19 protein-coding genes and 1 tRNA gene are annotated in these 16,391 nt (G+C 69.5%); 11 read left to right on the top strand and 9 right to left on the bottom strand.

Going from position 1 to position 16,391, the window contains the following annotated elements; all coding sequences use genetic code 11:
* On the bottom strand, window positions 1-818 hold an 818-nt coding region (locus AB0C29_RS08800), incomplete at its 3' end, for an SMP-30/gluconolactonase/LRE family protein (RefSeq protein WP_360817253.1).
* A 60-nt stretch (window positions 819-878) separates the two neighbouring features.
* Between AB0C29_RS08800 and AB0C29_RS08795 the strand changes: the two genes are divergently transcribed.
* From AB0C29_RS08795 to AB0C29_RS08780, 4 genes are all read left to right on the top strand, one after another.
* A complete protein-coding gene (locus AB0C29_RS08795; protein WP_360817250.1) occupies window positions 879-1,022 on the top strand; it encodes a hypothetical protein in 144 nt (47 codons plus the stop codon).
* Window positions 1,023-1,093: 71 nt separating this feature from the next.
* Window positions 1,094-1,170 (top strand) — tRNA-Ile (locus AB0C29_RS08790).
* 237 nt (window positions 1,171-1,407) lie between these two features.
* A complete protein-coding gene (locus AB0C29_RS08785; RefSeq protein WP_360817247.1) occupies window positions 1,408-1,974 on the top strand; it encodes a Uma2 family endonuclease in 567 nt (188 codons plus the stop codon).
* Window positions 1,975-2,035: 61 nt separating this feature from the next.
* Window positions 2,036-4,207 (top strand): Ltp family lipoprotein, encoded by a 2,172-nt coding sequence (locus AB0C29_RS08780; protein WP_360817256.1) that lies wholly within the window; start codon window positions 2,036-2,038, stop codon window positions 4,205-4,207.
* Window positions 4,208-4,219: 12 nt separating this feature from the next.
* On the opposite strand, the gene AB0C29_RS08775 is transcribed toward AB0C29_RS08780, so the two are convergent.
* Together AB0C29_RS08775 and AB0C29_RS08770 are read right to left on the bottom strand one after the other, a co-directional pair.
* Entirely contained in the window at window positions 4,220-5,590 is a 1,371-nt protein-coding gene (locus tag AB0C29_RS08775; RefSeq protein ID WP_360817244.1) for an aldehyde dehydrogenase family protein, read from the bottom strand.
* On the bottom strand, window positions 5,587-6,456 hold the full coding sequence (locus tag AB0C29_RS08770; RefSeq protein ID WP_360817241.1) for a fumarylacetoacetate hydrolase family protein: 870 nt from the start codon (window positions 6,454-6,456) through the stop codon (window positions 5,587-5,589). The genes AB0C29_RS08775 and AB0C29_RS08770 overlap by 4 nt, the downstream gene beginning before the upstream one ends.
* Window positions 6,457-6,543: 87 nt before the next feature.
* On the opposite strand from AB0C29_RS08770, the gene AB0C29_RS08765 reads away from it, so the two are divergent.
* From AB0C29_RS08765 to AB0C29_RS08755, 3 genes are all read left to right on the top strand, one after another.
* Window positions 6,544-7,314 carry an IclR family transcriptional regulator gene (locus AB0C29_RS08765; RefSeq protein WP_360817238.1) on the top strand — a complete coding sequence of 257 codons (771 nt, stop codon included), beginning with the start codon at window positions 6,544-6,546 and terminating at the stop codon, window positions 7,312-7,314.
* A gap of 273 nt (window positions 7,315-7,587) precedes the next feature.
* Window positions 7,588-9,015, top strand: coding sequence for an extracellular solute-binding protein (locus tag AB0C29_RS08760; RefSeq protein ID WP_360817235.1), 1,428 nt, complete (start codon window positions 7,588-7,590; stop codon window positions 9,013-9,015).
* A gap of 26 nt (window positions 9,016-9,041) precedes the next feature.
* Window positions 9,042-11,030 carry an ABC transporter permease subunit gene (locus tag AB0C29_RS08755; protein ID WP_360817232.1) on the top strand — a complete coding sequence of 663 codons (1,989 nt, stop codon included), beginning with the start codon at window positions 9,042-9,044 and terminating at the stop codon, window positions 11,028-11,030.
* A gap of 11 nt (window positions 11,031-11,041) precedes the next feature.
* On the opposite strand, the gene AB0C29_RS08750 is transcribed toward AB0C29_RS08755, so the two are convergent.
* The gene (locus AB0C29_RS08750) at window positions 11,042-11,284 is read right to left on the bottom strand and encodes a hypothetical protein (protein WP_360817229.1); all 243 of its coding nucleotides are present in this window, start codon (window positions 11,282-11,284) and stop codon (window positions 11,042-11,044) included.
* Between the two features lie 122 nt (window positions 11,285-11,406).
* Between AB0C29_RS08750 and AB0C29_RS08745 the strand changes: the two genes are divergently transcribed.
* Both AB0C29_RS08745 and AB0C29_RS08740 read left to right on the top strand, forming a co-directional pair.
* A complete protein-coding gene (locus AB0C29_RS08745; protein ID WP_360817226.1) occupies window positions 11,407-11,604 on the top strand; it encodes a hypothetical protein in 198 nt (65 codons plus the stop codon).
* 80 nt (window positions 11,605-11,684) lie between these two features.
* Window positions 11,685-12,011: a hypothetical protein gene (locus AB0C29_RS08740; RefSeq protein ID WP_360817223.1), complete on the top strand. Its 327-nt coding sequence runs from the start codon at window positions 11,685-11,687 to the stop codon at window positions 12,009-12,011.
* Between the two features lie 20 nt (window positions 12,012-12,031).
* On the opposite strand, the gene AB0C29_RS08735 is transcribed toward AB0C29_RS08740, so the two are convergent.
* Complete coding sequence (locus AB0C29_RS08735) at window positions 12,032-13,333, bottom strand: hypothetical protein (RefSeq protein ID WP_360817220.1); 1,302 nt, start codon at window positions 13,331-13,333, stop codon at window positions 12,032-12,034.
* A 108-nt stretch (window positions 13,334-13,441) separates the two neighbouring features.
* Between AB0C29_RS08735 and AB0C29_RS08730 the strand changes: the two genes are divergently transcribed.
* Complete coding sequence (locus tag AB0C29_RS08730) at window positions 13,442-13,657, top strand: hypothetical protein (protein ID WP_360817217.1); 216 nt, start codon at window positions 13,442-13,444, stop codon at window positions 13,655-13,657.
* A 6-nt stretch (window positions 13,658-13,663) separates the two neighbouring features.
* Here AB0C29_RS08730 and AB0C29_RS08725 read toward each other — a convergent pair whose 3' ends face one another.
* From AB0C29_RS08725 to AB0C29_RS08710, 4 genes are read right to left on the bottom strand one after another with little or no spacing between them, the layout of a single operon-like run.
* Window positions 13,664-14,458, bottom strand: a complete 795-nt coding sequence (locus AB0C29_RS08725; protein WP_360817214.1) for a hypothetical protein — start codon at window positions 14,456-14,458, stop codon at window positions 13,664-13,666.
* A 16-nt stretch (window positions 14,459-14,474) separates the two neighbouring features.
* The gene (locus AB0C29_RS08720; protein ID WP_360817211.1) at window positions 14,475-14,792 is read right to left on the bottom strand and encodes a hypothetical protein; all 318 of its coding nucleotides are present in this window, start codon (window positions 14,790-14,792) and stop codon (window positions 14,475-14,477) included.
* Entirely contained in the window at window positions 14,789-15,511 is a 723-nt protein-coding gene (locus AB0C29_RS08715) for a hypothetical protein (RefSeq protein WP_360817208.1), read from the bottom strand. Before AB0C29_RS08715 ends, AB0C29_RS08720 begins: the two co-directional genes overlap by 4 nt.
* Window positions 15,512-15,516: 5 nt before the next feature.
* Window positions 15,517-15,924 carry a hypothetical protein gene (locus tag AB0C29_RS08710; protein WP_360548601.1) on the bottom strand — a complete coding sequence of 136 codons (408 nt, stop codon included), beginning with the start codon at window positions 15,922-15,924 and terminating at the stop codon, window positions 15,517-15,519.
* Between the two features lie 117 nt (window positions 15,925-16,041).
* Here AB0C29_RS08710 and AB0C29_RS08705 point away from each other — a divergent pair.
* The coding region (locus tag AB0C29_RS08705; protein WP_360817205.1) for a helix-turn-helix domain-containing protein at window positions 16,042-16,391 on the top strand (350 nt) is incomplete at its 3' end.

Below are 16,391 nucleotides of genomic sequence, written 5' to 3'. Positions count from 1 at the left end.
GTGACCAGGACGGCGCCGTCGTCCGGCCCGGGCGCGTCGAGGCCGCCCCGCCCGCTCGTCACAACCAGCTGCGAACCGGCCAGGCACACGCTGGTCGGCTGCCGGGCCGGGACGGACACGACGCGATCCAGCTGCCCGTCCGGCCGGTAACGCCGCACCGCACTCCCGCCGAAACATGCCATCCACAGGAAACCGTCGGCGTCGACGGTGAGCCCGTCAGGGGAGCCCTCGCCTTTGTCGAGCTGAACAAAGTCCTGCCGCCCGCTGAGCTCCCCGGAGGCCGGGTCGACGTCGAAACGCTGCACCAGCCCGAGCGGGGTGTCGGAGAGGAACATGGTCCGCCCGTCAGCGGTGATCGCGGGCCCGTTGGCGATGGTCAGCCCGGTGAGAACGGTGTGCACCTTGCCGTCCGGGTCGAAGCGGTACAGCGCGCCGCCCTGCGGCGACTGGTCACAGGCCATGCTGCCGGCCCAGAACCGCCCGGCCGGATCGGCGACGGCGTCGTTCATCCGCCACTCCTTGCCGGTGACCGGCTCAGCGCCGGCAAGCTCCCGGACCCCGGCGGGCTCCAGCAGCCAGAAACCGGTCCCGGCCGCGGCGAGCCAGCTTCCGGGCGCATCCCGTACGGGGGCCACGGCAGCCAGCGGCACGTCGAGTTGGGCCAGCTGGGTCAGGGACTGCGGCCCGGAACCGGTCGGTGTGGGCGTACCGAAAAGCCGCCCAGCCGGAATGTCGACCAGCACGACCTGATCACCGACCCAGCGGCTGCCCTCGCCGAGCTCGAACCGGTCGGAAGAGAGCGCACGCACATCGGTCATGCCCGGCACATCCCCTCAGGCGCCGCGCCTGAAACAGGCCGGGCCGGGTAGACACCGGCCATGGACGAGAACAAGGAACCCACCACCCAAGGCCCGCAGGACCCGAAGCAGGAACACCCGCCGCAGGAGGCCCACGGCGGAAGCATGGCCCCGGACCTGGTGGACGACACCGGCCACGCGAAGCCGCAGGACGACGAAAAGTAGCCGCTCACCGTGCCGTCGGCGAAGATCGGTAGCTCGGAGCTGAGCAGCCGGGATAGGATCGCCGCCGGTACGGGGCGGTAGCTCAGTGGGTTAGAGCAGGGGACTCATAATCCCTCGGTCGCGGGTTCGAGTCCCGCCCGCCCCACCATGCTGGCTCCGGGAGCGACCCCCGGACACCCCACGGTGCGATGGTTGCGCGTGGCGAGTCGGTCACGACTACGCGTTCCGCTGTGCCCAGCGCAGGTTAGAGGCGATAGCTTGACGACGCGGATAGTCTCATGACACGTTGCCCCCCGACAAGGTCTCCATGTCGGGGGACTGTCGCACGGGTAGGGCTTGGCATGGCACGCTTACGACAGCATCCGCCGAGAGGTGAGGCGATCCGATGAGCGTGGCAATGCTGGAACACCCAGAGCCGTGGAGCGAGGACGAATACTTCGCGCTCGGGGAGACCGCGAGCCGGATCGAGCTGATCGATGGGAGCCTGTGGGTGAGCCCCGCGCCGAGCAAGCGTCATCAGCACATCGCGTTCTTGCTGGCAAAAGGGCTCTATGATGCGGCTGAGCGAGCTGGGCTCTTGGTTCTGCAAGATGTGAACCTTCGGCTGGCGAGTGGGCGCATCTTGCAACCCGACATTGTCGTGGCCGACACCGACGATGTCGGAAATGCCGTTGAGGCCGCCGAGGCCAAGCTCGTTGTCGAAGTGGTGTCCCCGAGCAACGCTGGGACAGATCGATTGCTGAAGCCGCAGTTGTACGCGGCGGCCGAGATCGGCTGGTACTTGCGAGTCGAGCAGCCGCAGGATTCGGTCGAACTGCACCTTGAGCGGCTGGCCGGCGATCACTACATCCCGGCCGCGGTCGCGAGCGCCGGCCAGGCACTGATGTCCGAAGAACCGTTTCCGTTCGAGCTCGAAATAGCCTCCCTGCTGCATCGCCGCCGCCGCGATTGACGAACTCAGCGGGCCTGGGTGATCGGCGGGCGCCGGGCTGGCGGACAATTGCGCCGTGACGATGCCCGAGCCGGTCGACGCTACTCAGCGGATCGTCCTTGACGCGATCTGGGCTCTCCTGTTGCGCGCCGGCCGCTGGCCCACTTTCCACGAGCTGGATCAACATCTCTACCGGCTGCATGACCTTGATGCAGCCCGCCTGCTGCCCGAGATGCCGCCGGGTCTGCTCCACGGCGTCAACTCCGGCAGTTCCATCTCTATCGCCGGGACCACAACCATCGGGCTGACGGCCGCGGGCGCTGCAGCGACCGGACGCGCCCGGCGAGAGCTCGATCTGTTCCTGGCCGTCGTCCGCCACGCAGCCGCCGTGCAACGAGACTACGATCCGCCGGCTGACCAACCAGATCGGCAGGCGGTACTGGCCGCGGCCGATGTTGCGATGCTCTTGGGGCTGTCCTTGCCCGAGGACGCGGCATTGCTGAGGCGGCTCGGCGCGATCTTGTACACGGAGAGATGGGGATGGACCACCTTCGGCGGCCGGGGCACTGAGGCATGGACAGCCGCGGTAGATCGGGAGGTCCGCCGGTTCCGGAACGTACGCGACCTCTCCACGTACTGGGAACTTCGCCCCAAGCATTGGCTGCCGAACGCGCCTGTGCCTCCGGCGGCTCGGCGGCAGGCCGCCCGCGACGACACCGCCGACCGGCCGAGGGGAGCCATGGGACACGTCGATGTGCTGGTAGTGGCGGCGTTGCGGGAGGAGTTCGATGCGGCGCTGGGAGCCGCGTCAGCCGCCGACCCCGGTGGTCCAGGAGTCTCTCGGTGGCAACAACGCGACGTGGACGGCTCGCCGTACTCGTGGGGCGAGTACCGGATCGACGGCAAACTTCGGTTCACTGTGGCGGTGGCCCGGCCGACGCACATGGGTGGACGCACGACAGGATCGTTCGTCGCGAGATTGGCCGACCGGCTCCACCCGACCGCCGTGGCCATGTGCGGCGTGTGCGCGGGTGACCCCGCGAGGGCGGCGCTGGGTGACGTTGTGGTGGGCACGCCCGTCTTCGAATGGGACGAGGGCAAGCATTCGGCCTCGGGGTTCGAGGGGGATCACCGGCAATTCTCTTTGGACCTTCACTGGCTGCGCGCCGCGCAGGAGTTCGACCCTCGTGGTCTGCCCGCCTATGGCGATCCCAGCGACGACGAGGCGTTGCTCTGGTTCCTCGAGCAGCTGCACCGCGGGCAGCACCCACGCAGCCACCCCGCACGCGATGCCTATTTCCCGAGCGGTACGTGGCCGCGTCGCCTGGCACAGTTCGAGACGCAAGGTCTGATCCGGCGCGAGTCGAACGGCGAGCCCAAATTGACCGGCGATGGATCCGACCTTGTGCAGCGACGGCTCTACGACGACGTCGAGGGCCCGCAGCGCCTCCCTTTTCGCGTGCTCACCGCCCCCATGGCCAGCGGCAGCGCCGTCATTACCGACCCTGCGGAGTGGGACCGGTTGCGGCGCATGGGAGTACGCAGCATCACCGCCATCGAGATGGAGGCGGCGACCATCGCCACCGTCGCCGACGATCGGGGACTTCCCTGGCTCGTCGCGAAAGGCGTGATGGACCATGCCGACGCCGAAAAAGACGACCGCTACAAACGATTCGCCGCACGTGCCTCGGCGCAGGTCATGTTTGCCCTGCTGGAACGCCTCGCGCCCGCAACGATGGTTGCGGGCGCCGATCCGACCGTCAACGACGCCGCCACCGAGCCCACAGTGGACCCGACAAGAATCAGGCCCACCGCCGGGACGGGGTCGGCCGAGCAGAAGAATGCCGTTCGGTCGGCCAAGGAGTACCTCAAGATTGCTCCGTTCTCCCGCGAGGGACTGATCGAACTGCTCTCTGCGGCCGGCTACCCGTTGGAGGTGTCAACCCACGCGGTGGACTCCCTGGACATCGATTACGACGAGCAGGCGGTCAAGTCGGCCCAGAGCTACCTCCGCGTGGCGGCGTTCTCCCGCAAGGGACTGATCGAGATGCTGTCCTCGGCCGGCTACTCGTTGGAGGCGTCAACCCACGCGGTGGACTCCCTGGACATCGATTACGACGAGCAGGCGGCCAGCTCGGCCCAGAGCCACCTCCGCGTATCGGGCTCCTCGCGCAAGGGACTGATCGAGCTGCTGAAATACGCGGGGTTCACCCACTCGCAGGCCGTCCATGGAGCTGACAAGGCGGGCCTTTAACGGACCGACAAACTACGGCGTGAGCGTCACCGTCACGGTCCGGGTGTAGAAGTCGCGCGCCGCCGTCCCCTGCTCCCGTGGCCCGTAGCTCGACTCCTTCTCCCCGCCGAACGGTGCGTGGAAATCCACCCCCGTAGTTGGCGCATTCACCTTCACCATTCCCACATCCAGCCGATCCGTCAGCGTCAGCGCCGCCCCCAGATTCTGCGTATACACAGCCGCCACCAGCCCATGCCGTACGTTGTTGGCCGTCCGCGCCGCGGCTTCAGCTGATTCCGCCGGCAGCACCACGCACACCGGCCCGAAGTACTCCTCGGTCAGCAGGTCGTCGCCGGCCGGCACATTCGCCAGCACCGTCGGCGCCTGGAACCAGCCGTCACCGTCAGGCTGCCGGGCACCCGTCAGCACCTTGGCACCCCCTGCGCCAGCACGCTGCACCGCCGTCCGGATCGCCTCGCGGGGCCGGGATTCGATCAGCGGGCCCACCACCGTCGAGGGGTCTGCCGGGTCGCCCACGGGTAGCGCCTCGACCGCTGCGGCCAGTCGCTCGGCGAACGGCGCGGGATCGCCGACCACGATCACCCGGCTGGTCGCCGTACATTTCTGTCCGGCGTACCCCATCGCCGCCGCCGCGATTGCTGTTGCCGCCGCTTGCTGGTCTGCGTCCGGTAGGACGATGGCGGCGTTCTGGCCGCCCATTTCGCATTGGACCGGGATGCCGCGGGTGACCGCCCGCCGGGCGACCGCCTGCCCGGCGGCGACCGAACCCGTGAACGAGACGGCATCCGCTGAGTCGACGATCGCTTCGCCCGTGCCGCCGAGGCCGGTCAGGACCGTCAGTACGCCGTTCGGGAGGGTCCCGGCGAAGAGTTCGGCCAGGCGCAGCGCCACCGCGGAGGATTGCGGGGCGGGCTTGAGCAGCACCGTGTTGCCGAAGGCCAGGGCCGGCGCCGCCTTCCAGAGGGGAATCGCCACCGGGAAGTTCCATGGGGTGATCAGGCCGACGACGCCGTGAGGGCGGCGGCGGGTGTGCAGCAGGGACACGCCGTCGGCCGGGGGATACACCTCGCCCTCGGGGTGCAGGGCTTGCTGGGCGAAGTAGCGCAGGATCGCCACGCCGCGGCCGATCTCGGCGCCCGCCTCGGCGCGAGGCTTGCCGACCTCGCGGACCACCAGGTCGGTCAGTTCGGCGGTCGCGGCCAGGACCGCCTCGGCGCAGGCATGCAGTGCGGCCGCGCGGGCGTGCGCCGGCTGGCGCGCCCATCCGGTGGCCGATTCCCGGGCTACGTCGGCCGCTGCGGCCACCTTGTCCGGCGCTGTGTCCGGTACGCGCACAACAACGTCCGACGGCAATTGCGGGGAGAGGCTCTCGATCGTGGTCATGCTTGTGCCTTCCCGTTGGTGGCCCCGCCGACCGCGACGACGGAGTTGGTCAGTGTGCCGAGTTCTGCCGACGTTATCTGGATCGTGTCTCCGACTTGCGTGGTGAAGTCGGCGTCCGGCACCACCCCGGTGCCGGTCAGCAGCACCACACCGGCCGGGAAGGTCAGCGCCCGGAACAGCCAGCCGGCCAGGTCCGTGAAGCCGCGGGCCATCTCCGCCGTCGACGTCGTACCGGTGTAGGCCTCCCGGCCGTCCCGCAGCACCCGCAGCCCGATCTGGAACGGGCCCGGGCCGACCGCCCAGCTCGGCACGATCGCCGGGCCGACCGCGCAGCAGCGGTCGTAGATCTTCGCCTGCGGCAGGTAGAGCGGGTTCTCGCCCTCGATCGACCGGCTGCTCATGTCGTTGCCCAGGGTGTAGCCGAACACCTCGCCCGCCGCGTTGAGCACCAGGCCGACCTCGGCCTCGGGGACGTCCCAGCCGGAGTCGGCCCGGATCCCGACGGCGTCGCCGTCGCCGACGACCCGCCACGGGCTGGACTTCAGGAAGAGCTCGGGGCGGTCGCTGTCGTAGACCTGGTCGTAGAGGGAGCCATGCCCGGACTCCTCCTTACGGCCGTCGCGGCTGCGCAGGTACGTGACCCCGGCCGCCCACACCTCCTGCTCGTCGACGGGTGGCAGCACCTTCTGCCCGGGCATGTCGCCGCGGGTGTCGCGGGCGGCGGCCTCGACCACAGCGCGGGCCTGGTCGAGCGGTACGGCGAGCAGGCCGGCGAGCGTACCGTCGAGCTCGCCCCACCCGCCGTCCTGGCACACCGCCCAGCGCGAGGTGTCGCCGTCGCGCAGGTGGTGAATGGAAATCGGCATTGGCTATCCTCAGTGTGTAGTAATGCGGGAAAAATGTGCGGTTACCCTCTGCAGGTGCCGGTCCGGCATTTCGAAGGGACTATCGACATGCCCCGTGTGGTACCGGCGGTCATCCGCGCTCTCGACGTCCTCGAACTGTTCCTGGACCGCCCCCAACTGTCGGCGCGCGAGGTGATGGAGCGGCTCGACCTGCCCCGCACCACCGTTCACGAGCTGCTCGTCACGCTCGAGGCCCGCTCGTACCTGATCTCCGTACCCGGCCAGCCGGTCCAGTACCGGCTCGGCATGCCCTTGTTCCAGCTCGGCGCGGCGTTCGCCGGCCGGCTCGACCTGGTCCGTGAGGCGCAGAGCGTCGCGCGGGACGTGGGTGCCGCCTGCAACGAGGCCGTCCACGTGGCCGTGCTCGACGGCCCCGACGTCATCTACCTCGTCAAGGTCGACAGCACGCACCCGGTCCGGATGGTCTCCGCGGTCGGGCGGCGGTTGCCGGCGCACTGCACGGCGGTCGGCAAGATCCTGCTGGCCGACCTCGATCAGGCCGCCCTGGACGCGGTGCTGGCCAAGGGCACCCTGTCCGGCATGACGCCGGACAGCATCACCGACCCGGACCGGCTGCGGGCCCATCTCGAACGTGTACGGGCCGAGGGCATCGCGGTCGACGACGGCGAGTCCGACAGTGCCATGCGCTGCGTCGGCGCGGCGATCCGCGACCATTCCGGCGCCGTCATCGCCGGCATGAGCATCTCCGCGCCGATCATCCGCTGGACCCCGCAGACGCAGGTGGAATGGACCGAGCTGGTGCGCGAGGGCGCGGCCACGCTGTCCACCCGGATGGGCTACCGGGCCCGCTCGCACTGACCGGCTTGCCCGTACTGCTCCGAAATCGCATCGAAACATTGACACCTCTCGCGGTGGTCCTCTAGCGTCGCGTCCACCCAATACGATATCTCGAACTGAGTTCGAAATCTCGAACGGCGGTGCCCGTGATGCGAATCGATCTCGACGTCAGCACCGCCTCGACCCGGTCGCCGCTCGCAGCCTGCGAAGTTCTTCGGTCACCGGATTCAGGACACAGATAGAGCCACGCCCTTCGGCGGCGGCGGTGCGAGAAGACGGAGGAGGCGAATGTCCATGGACAAACCGGCCTGGTCCCGGCGCGGCTTTTTGGGGATGGGGGTGGGGGTGCTCGGCGCGGCCGGTCTGGCGGCGTGCGGGGACACCTCCGATACACCCGCCAAGGTGCAGGCGGAAGTTCCGAAGGAGCTGATCGACGCCGCGGCGTCGATGAAGGGCTCCTCGATGGGGGTGCTGTCGCAGAAGCTGTACTCGACCAAGGCCAACGAGGCTCTCGACAGCTCGATCGAAAAGTTCGCGAGCGTCACCGGGACCAAGATCGAGAACAGCCTGGTCCAGGCCGACGCCGGTGACGTGGTAGCCAAGATCCACGCCGAGGTCGAGGGCGGCGTGGCGCGTGACCTGGCGTTCATGACCGACTCGCGGTTCATCGCGCAGTTCCATGGGCTGGGCGACCTGGAGGACGTGACGGACGTCGTCACGGCGCTGACCGCCAAGTACGGCGAGCCCTGCGCCGAGGCCAAGAACTTCTGCGTCTTCGACGGCAAGTGGTTCGCGATCCCGTACCACTTCATCGGGATCGGGTCCTTCCTGCGCAAGGACTGGATGCAGGAGAAGGGCATCGCGACCAAGGACGTCTACACCTGGGAGGAACTGCGCGACCTGTGCCTGGAGATCTCCGATCCGGCCAAACGCCGGTTCGGCTGGGGCATGATGATCAACCGGTCCGGTGACGGCAACGGCATGATCGAGGCGCTGATCAACTCGTACGGCGGAGCGATCGCCTCCAACGACGGCCGCAAGGTCACGTTCGACTCGCCCGAGACCGTGCAGGCGGTGACCTTCCTGGGCGACATCTACACCAATCCCAAGTTCAAGCCGATGCTGCCGCCGGGCGTCGCCAGCTGGACCGACACCAGCAACAACGAGAACTGGCTGGCCGGGATCCTGGGCTACACCCGCAACAGCTTCAGCGTCTACGCGGACTCCAAGACCAAGAAGAACCCCGTGTACGCCAACACCCACGTCTTCTCCGACTGCATCGGACCGGCGACCGACAAGTCCCTGCTGCTCGGTCAGTCCCAGGGTTTTGTCGTCTTCAAGGGGGCCAAGAACCCGGGCCTCGCCAGGCTCCTGGCCCAGTACCTGATCACGGCGCCGGCACTGGTCGGAGTGGCCAAGGAAGCACCCGGTCTGGCCATGCCCGCCTGGGAGAAGGTCTGGGAAGCCGACCCGTTCTTCACCAGCGGCGACCCGGCGTTCTCCATGCTGCGCACCATGTCCCAGCAGCCGCTGCCGCTGTCCACCAAGAACGGCCTGAAGTTCCCGCAGAAGGCCAGCGCCGGCCAGCAGGCCGTCGTCGCCGCCTACGTCCTGACCGACATGATGCAGCAGGTCGTGCAGGGCACGGCGCCCGCACAGGCCGTGAAGGCCGCCCACGCGAAGATGGTGCAGATCTTTGCCCAGCAAGGGCTGCCGCAGTGACGGCAGTCCGCTCAGCACCGGCGCCGGTGACGGGGACCTCCCCGTCGCCGGGGCCCGGCTCCCTCACGACGACCCAGCGGCGGCTGGGCCGGGACTGGCGGCTGGCGGCTCTGTTCCTGACGCCGACGGCCGTGCTGGTCAGCGCGCTCGTGCTGGTGCCGATCGTGCAGTCGGCCGTCACCAGCACCACGGAACGGCACGGCCAGGAAAGCGTCTTCGTCGGCCTGGGCAACTACCTCTCCCTCGCCGGCGACGACCAGTTCCGTACGGGCGTGGTGAACTCGTTCGTCTTCACCGCGTACGCGGAGATCTTCAAGGTTGTGCTCGGCCTGGCCGCAGCCCTGCTGCTGCACCGCCAGCGCCGTGGGCGGGCTGTGCTCACCGGGCTTCTTCTGGTGCCGTGGGTGGTGCCGACGGTGGTGACGGCGTTCAGCTGGCGCGCACTGCTCGACCCGATCTTCGGCAGCGTCAACACCCTGCTCACCGCGTCCGGGATCGGGCCGCTGCTGGCCGATGTGCATCTGATCGACAGCTGGCCCGCGGGCTGGCTGTCCGACACGTCGCTGGCCATGCCGTCGGTGATCCTGGTCAACGTGTGGAAGGGCGTGCCGTTCTTCGCCGTCTGTTTCCTTGCGGGACTCAAGGCCATCCCGGCCGACCTGTACGAGGCGGCGTCCATCGACGGCGCCTCACCGTGGCGCAGGTTCGTCCACGTGACACTGCCCGGACTGCGTCACGTCATCACCGTGACGGTGACCCTGTCGTCGATCTGGACGTTCAACAACTTCGACCTCATCTGGTTGCTGACCCAGGGCGGCCCGGGTGACGTGACCGCGCCGTACGTGCTGGTCGCGTACTCGAAGGCGATCCTGCAGCTGCAGTACGGCGCCGGGGCGGCGGTCACGCTGGTCATGCTGCCGGTCATCGGCGCGCTGGTGTTCGTCCTGGTCCGGTTGCTGCGCCAGGAGGCCGGCACCAAGCCGCGCCGGCGGATCCGGATGCCCGAGTGGGCCGGGACAGTGCGGACGGCCCTGCCGTGGATCGTCACCGCCGCCTTCACCGGTCTGCTGGCCTGGGCGTCGCCCGAGATCTTCTGGAAGGCCGCGGTTGTCCTCGGCGTGATACTGCTGATCGCGGTGGCGGTCGGCAAGGCGGTCTCGGTCCTGAACTCCCGGGGCGGTCGCCGGGCGTCGTCTCTGGTGGCAAACCTGGGGTCCGGGGTCGCGCTGGCCGGGTTGCTGGCCTTCGTGCTGAGCCCGCTGTACTGGATCGCCGTCACGGCTTTCAAGTCCGAAGGCCAGGTCGTCATGCGCGCCAACGACCTGTGGCCGACGCCGTGGACCCTGGAACAGTTCAGCGCGCTGTTCACCAACCAGCCGTTCGGCCGCTGGTACCTCAACACCGTGCTGGTGTCCGCGGCGTCCACCGCGGTGGCCCTGATCTGTGCCGCCCTGGCCGGCTACGCCCTGGCCCGGCTGCGGTTCCGCGGGGCGCAGGGCTTCACCGTCACGGTGCTGCTGACGTACGTGATGCCCGGAGCCCTGCTGTTCATCCCGCTGTACCAGCTGCTCATCGGGTGGCGGCTCACCGACTCGTTGTGGTCGCTGGTGCTGACGTACCCGACGTTCACGATCCCGTTCGCCACCTGGCTGCTGACCGGATACTTCGCGTCGATCCCGATCGAGCTGGAGGAGGCCGCGCTGGTCGACGGCTCAACCCGCATCCAGGCGTTCCGCCGGGTGGTGCTGCCCCTGGCCAAGCCGGGACTGCTGGCGGTGGCGCTGTTCACCCTGACCAACGCCTGGAACGAGTTCCTGTTCGCCTTCGTGTTCATCACCAAGGACGAGTACAAGACCCTCCCGGTGGGGATGCAGTCGATGATCGCCGGGGACGTCGTACCGCAGGGACAGCTCGCCGCGGCGTCGCTGCTGGTCAGCATCCCCGTGGTGATCATGTACGCGTTCGGGCAGCGCTTCCTGACCGAGGGCCTCACCGCGGGGGCGGTGAAGGGCTGAGCTGACCGGCGTCACTCGCACTCCGGGTCGTCCGGCAGGTCGATCAGTGCGGCTTTGTCGTCGAGGAAGTCGCGGAAGCCGATCGGCCAGTGCACCGGCGCCGGGAAGAGACCGGGCTGGGGCTCGACGGCCAGCGCCACCCGGACCAGGATGTCCGCGACCGCCGGTGGCACCGACCGGCTGTCGCGGGCGTCCAGCAGCAGGGACCGCTCGGCTTCGCCCAGGGAGTTCCAGGCGTCCTCGAACTGCTCCATGGCCCCACCGTAGGACGGCGCCGCGGGGTGCCGAGCTGGTTCGCCCGGGAGCGGTGAATTACGCCGACGTAGTTTGTTTGACCTGGTAGCGGCCTTGATCGACAGGACGTAGCGTCGATCAAGTGGAGCCCAAGGTCCAGTACGCGATGCAGACGGCGGACGGCGCGTGGCGCGTCGAGATCGTCAAGCGCGGGCGGACCCAGTGGTACCGGGTCGTGCACGAGGACAACGTTCTCGACTGGTTGAGCATCGCCGCGGTCCAGCGGATCCTGGGCGAGGCCGGCATCGACATGGCCGACCTCGGCGAGGCCGCCGCCTAGCTGTAGCGTCCGATTTCCGCCGCGGCGATTAGGGTGAGCGCCGTGACGACCCGGCGTATCTGCGGCTGGCCCGGCACCGGGTGTGGCTCAAGGGCCCGTACCTCATCGAACGACGCGTCGTGCTGCGCCGGCGGATCGACCTGCGCGGTGCCAGGGTGGAGCTGAAGCCGTACACCGGTGAGGCCGAGCTGGCGATGACGGCCACCGATCCCCGCTCGGGCCAGAGCGTGCAGATTCCGCTCCGGGAGGCCGGGAGGAACCTGCCCGCGGACGAGCTCACCGCGCTGGCCGAGGCCATCCTGGACGAGCTCGGCCTGATCCGCCGCGCGGTCGACGAGCAGGAGACGGCCATGACCGTGGCGAGCAGGCTGCGGGAGCTCGCGGCCGGCAGCACGCGAACGCCGTGAGCCGGCTCGCCACACCACTGTCACGGCGCCGGCGTCAGCTCCCATCCGGTGACGACCGTGTCCGACTCCGAGCCGTCCGCGGTGCGGGCGCGGGCCTGGACCTCCAGGTATTCGCCGACGAGGGTGTGCCGGAAGGTCGCGTTGCCGTTCTCGTCGGCAGCGACGACCTGCTCGGTCTCGCCGAAGTCGAGCGAACACACGAACTCGGCGACCGCCGGCGAATCGGTGCGCAGGACGATCGTGACCTGCTGTCCGGCGGTCGGCGGCGGGTTGCCGTCACCCGGGAAGTCGGGCGAGCTGATCTCGGGGCTCCGGACCACCACCCGGACGTACACGTTGACCCTGGCCTCGGGGGACACGACCCCGCCGGCCGTCCGGCTGGTGACGGTGAGGAAGTTGTCCCCGGGCCGGTCCGGCGTGACGGTGGCGGTGCCGTAGCCGTCGGCGTCCGCATCGACGGTTGTCGCCGGGCCGTCGTTGAACCGGTAGGTGAACGACGCCGTGCCGGGCACAGCACTCCAGAAGCGGATGGTCCGCGGCTCACCGACCCCGGCGTCCGGATTCTGGTCGAGAACCTTGGGAGTGTGGTCGATGACGGTGAACGAGTACGTGGTCTCGGCCGAGCGGTTGCCGGTGCGGTCGATCGCCTGGACGGTGACGACGCTCGTGCCGTACCAGTCGGGGGTGATCTCCACGGTGGCCCGGCCCCGGCGGCCCGCCGGCACCTCGCGCAGGCCCGTTGTGCTCGACGAGTAGCGGAACGTCACCACGTCCTTGTCGTCTCCGGCCACGGCGAAGGTGAACTTCCCGGTGACTCCGACGCCGCCGCCGGGCTTCCCCTCCGGATAGTCGGCGGAGGTCACAGTCGGCGGGTGCGGCCGGGTGGTGTCGACGGTGAAGGTGCAGACGGGCGACCAGGCGGACACAGCGCCGGCAGCGTCGGTGGCGCGGGCCTTCAGGTGGTATCGGCCGCCGTTGACCAGGGTGGACGGGACCGTGGTGAACACCGTGCCGGGATGGGCCAGGTCGGGCGACGTCCAATCGGCCCGCTGGGCCGGGGCGCCGGCCGGCCACACCACGAACTGCGGGGTCACCGCCTCGCCCTGGACCACGTCCAGATCGGCGTCGGTGACGTCGGCAGTGACCCGGGGAGTCGTGGCGCCAACCCAGATGCCGCCGGGCTCGCAGGCGACGCCGCCGACGGTCAGTGACGCCGGGACGGCTGGTGGGTGATTGGCCTCGGCGGCCCAGCCGGCGGAAGCGGGCAGGACGAGCAGAGCGACCGCCGTGACGACCACGGCAGCGCGGTGGGGAAGGGACACAGATCCTCCGGGACAGAGACATCCGCCGATCAGGCGTGCGGTGATCCTACGGAGGAGATACGACAGAATTGGTCAGCGGCAGTGGCAGGCGGCTCCTACGCTCGGGGCGTGGACCGACAGCGAGAGACCACCGACCCGGCCGCCCTGCTGGTGCTGGCCCGGGACCTCAGGACCGCCGCCGTCATCGCCGGTCGCGCCGATGTTGTCGCCAAGGTTGACGAGGTCATTCTGCTGATCGCGGGCGAGGACAAGCCGGCCGCCACCGAACGCGACAGCGACAAGGCCAACGCCGTCGTCCGGATCCTTGACGGGCTCGGCTTCTGACCGGGGTCACTCCGGCTTCAGTGACCAGTCCGCGTCGTCGTCCTTGACCGTGCCGTCGCTGTACTGCGCCGAGTTGGACGTCGGCCACACCTTGTTCGGGAAGCTGGACGGGTCGACCGCGTCGCCGTGCAGCAAGGCCAACGCCGTGACCTGTGCTCCCACGAAGGCGGTCACCGTCGCCAGGGCGGTGCCGATGATGGCTGTGTTGACGCCTGCTTCCTCCAGCATCAGGGCCGCGCCGGCCCAGGAGAACGCTGCGGAGGCGTACGCGGCGATGATGGTGATGGTCGCTGCGATCAGCTTGGCCAGGACGCCCGCCAGCGTCAGGTAGAAGGCTGCTCCGGCCAGCGCGCACGTCAGCAGGTTGGCCGAGGTGCTGGTCGCGATCGAACCGATCCGGGAGGCCGCCGCGGCCTGCGCGCCGACCGCCGTGCCGTACGCCTCCCGCGCGTCGCCGGACCACTCCGAGTTGTCGATGGCCAGGTTCTGGTCCGTCAGGTTCGCCGCGACGAGGTTGGCCTCGCCGCGGATCTCCAGCCACTTGAAGCCGTCGATGGCCATGTAGATCGGGGCCACCGCGCCCTTGAGCAGGTCGATGAACCAGTTCAGGATGTCCTGGCCGATCTCCACCGTCTTGGTCGCCAGCCAGGTGATGCCCTCGGCCACGGCGTCGGTGATGTACCAGTGGTCGGTGGCCCGCTGCGCCGCCGGCGGGATCTTGCCCAGGTTGGCCGAGAAGGTTGACATGCCGGACTCGATCTCGGCCAGCGTCGCCTCGAACTGAGCAGTGCTGAAAGTCATCGCAGGGTCCCCGTGGTCAGTAGATGTTGCGGATGCGGTGCTCGCTCGCCTTGTCCTCGGCGTCGTAGGTGTCGGCGACCGAGCGCAGGGTGCGCCCGATGTCCGTCATCGCGGTGGCGCCCTCGCGGGTCCGCGCCGCCACCGCGTCGATGATCTCGTTGTACGGGCCGACCATGATCTGGAACAGTCCCGCCTCCAGCCGGCCGAACTCCCGGGCGGCGACATCGTTGCTGATCTTGTTGAGCTTGGCGCTCTGGTCGTCCCAGATGCCCGCCTCCTGGCGCAGCACATTGGTCGCGACCGTCACCTCGTCCGGGGTGGGCAGATCACTCATGAGTTGTTTCCTCCAGCCGGGCGTCGTTCGGTGATCGCGCGCAGGGTCGCCAGCGCGTCGCCGAGCAGCCCGTCCAGGTCGGCACTCGGCGCGGTGGAAGCCGGGACGGCTTGTCGGGCGGCGCGCAACGCCTGGGTGAGTGCGGCCGTGATGGCGTTGCTGTCGCGCCGGGCGGCCCAGTCGGGGTCGATGGTGCAACGGGCGAGGCCGCCGGGACCGAGCGCCACTGTCACGTACCGCTGCGGGTCCGAGCCCTCGACCGCGCCCGGCGCGGTCTCCGCCGGCTGCTGCACCATGTGCAGGGCCTTGAGCACGTCCTCGGTCAGCTCGCCGGGATCGCGTTCCGTGCCGGCCGGCGGACGGGCGACCGGGCCGGCCGACGGATCCGGGCCGTCCTCCTCGGCGTGGGCCCGCTTGGTCCACCAGCGGTTGTCGTCGAGCTGGTCGGAGAAGGCCTTCATGCCCTGCCGGATCGCGTCGGCGTTGGCGTCCATGACGGCCGCGCCCAGCCCGGCGGCTTCGATGCGGCGGTCCCAGCCGTCGCGCACGCTGATCGCCGTGGGCAGGCCGTCGGCGCCGAGCACGACCCGGACCCAGCCGGACGCGTCGCAGCCCTCGGCCTGCTTGGGAACGGCCTGGGCGAGCTGGGTCGCGAGCTCGCCGAACTGGGTCACCTTGGCCTGCAGCTGCTGGAGCCGGGCGAGCATGTCGCCGTCCATGGCCGTCACCGTCCGTTCCCGGCCGGGGAGCGCAGCGCGGCCCGGCCGATCAGTGCGATGAACAGCGCGGAGTGGGCCATCAACAGGGTGAACAGCGCCAGGATGCCGGCGGTCGCGAAGCTGACGCCGAGGGCCACGGTCAGCGCCGCCGCGATGAACAGCGCGGTCGCGGTGATCCACCGGAGGGCGCCGGAAACCCCGCGCCACACCAGGATCGTGCCGACCACGGTCACCGCCAGCACGATCACCGCGAGGATCTCGGTGGCCGGGCTGCCGAACGCGGTGTCCTGCGCGAGGTCAGGCGCCGCCGCGCAGAACAGCAGCACCCCGCCCAGCTCCACCAGCGGCGCGACGAACCACAGGAAGAGCAGAAGACCACGACTGCTTCTGGTACGAGCCGACGACGCGGCCACCGCAACACCCCCGAATATGACAGAACCGTCAGCCTGCCCGAACCGGCCGCAGCTCAGCAACCCCGCTCCAGAGGCGGCCACTTGCATCGATGAAAAAACTCAGCAAGGATTGAGTCAATGGATACTGAGCGGAATTCTCTGCGGGAGCGGGCGCGGATCCATGCGGCGCTCGGTGACCCGGCCCGCCTGGCCATCGTGGACGCGCTCAGCCTCGGTGACGCCTCGCCCGGCGAGATCGCCCGGGACCTGGGGATGCCCAGCAACCTCGTCGCCCACCACGTCAAGGTGCTGGCCACGGCCGGGCTGCTGGAGCGCACCCGGTCCGAGGCTGACCGGCGGCGCACGTACCTGCGCTTGCGGCCCGGCACTCTCGCCCGGCTGACGCCGCCCCGCCTGCCCGACACCGCCCGGGTCGTGTTCGTGTGCACCCACAACTCGGCGCGTTCGCAGCTGGCCGCCGCCCTGTG

Source organism: Actinoplanes sp. NPDC048791, from assembly GCF_040650095.1.
Lineage (GTDB): Bacteria > Actinomycetota > Actinomycetes > Mycobacteriales > Micromonosporaceae > Actinoplanes.
The sequence above is the reverse complement of the archived record's forward strand: the minus strand, read 5'-3'. Positions and strand labels throughout refer to the sequence as shown.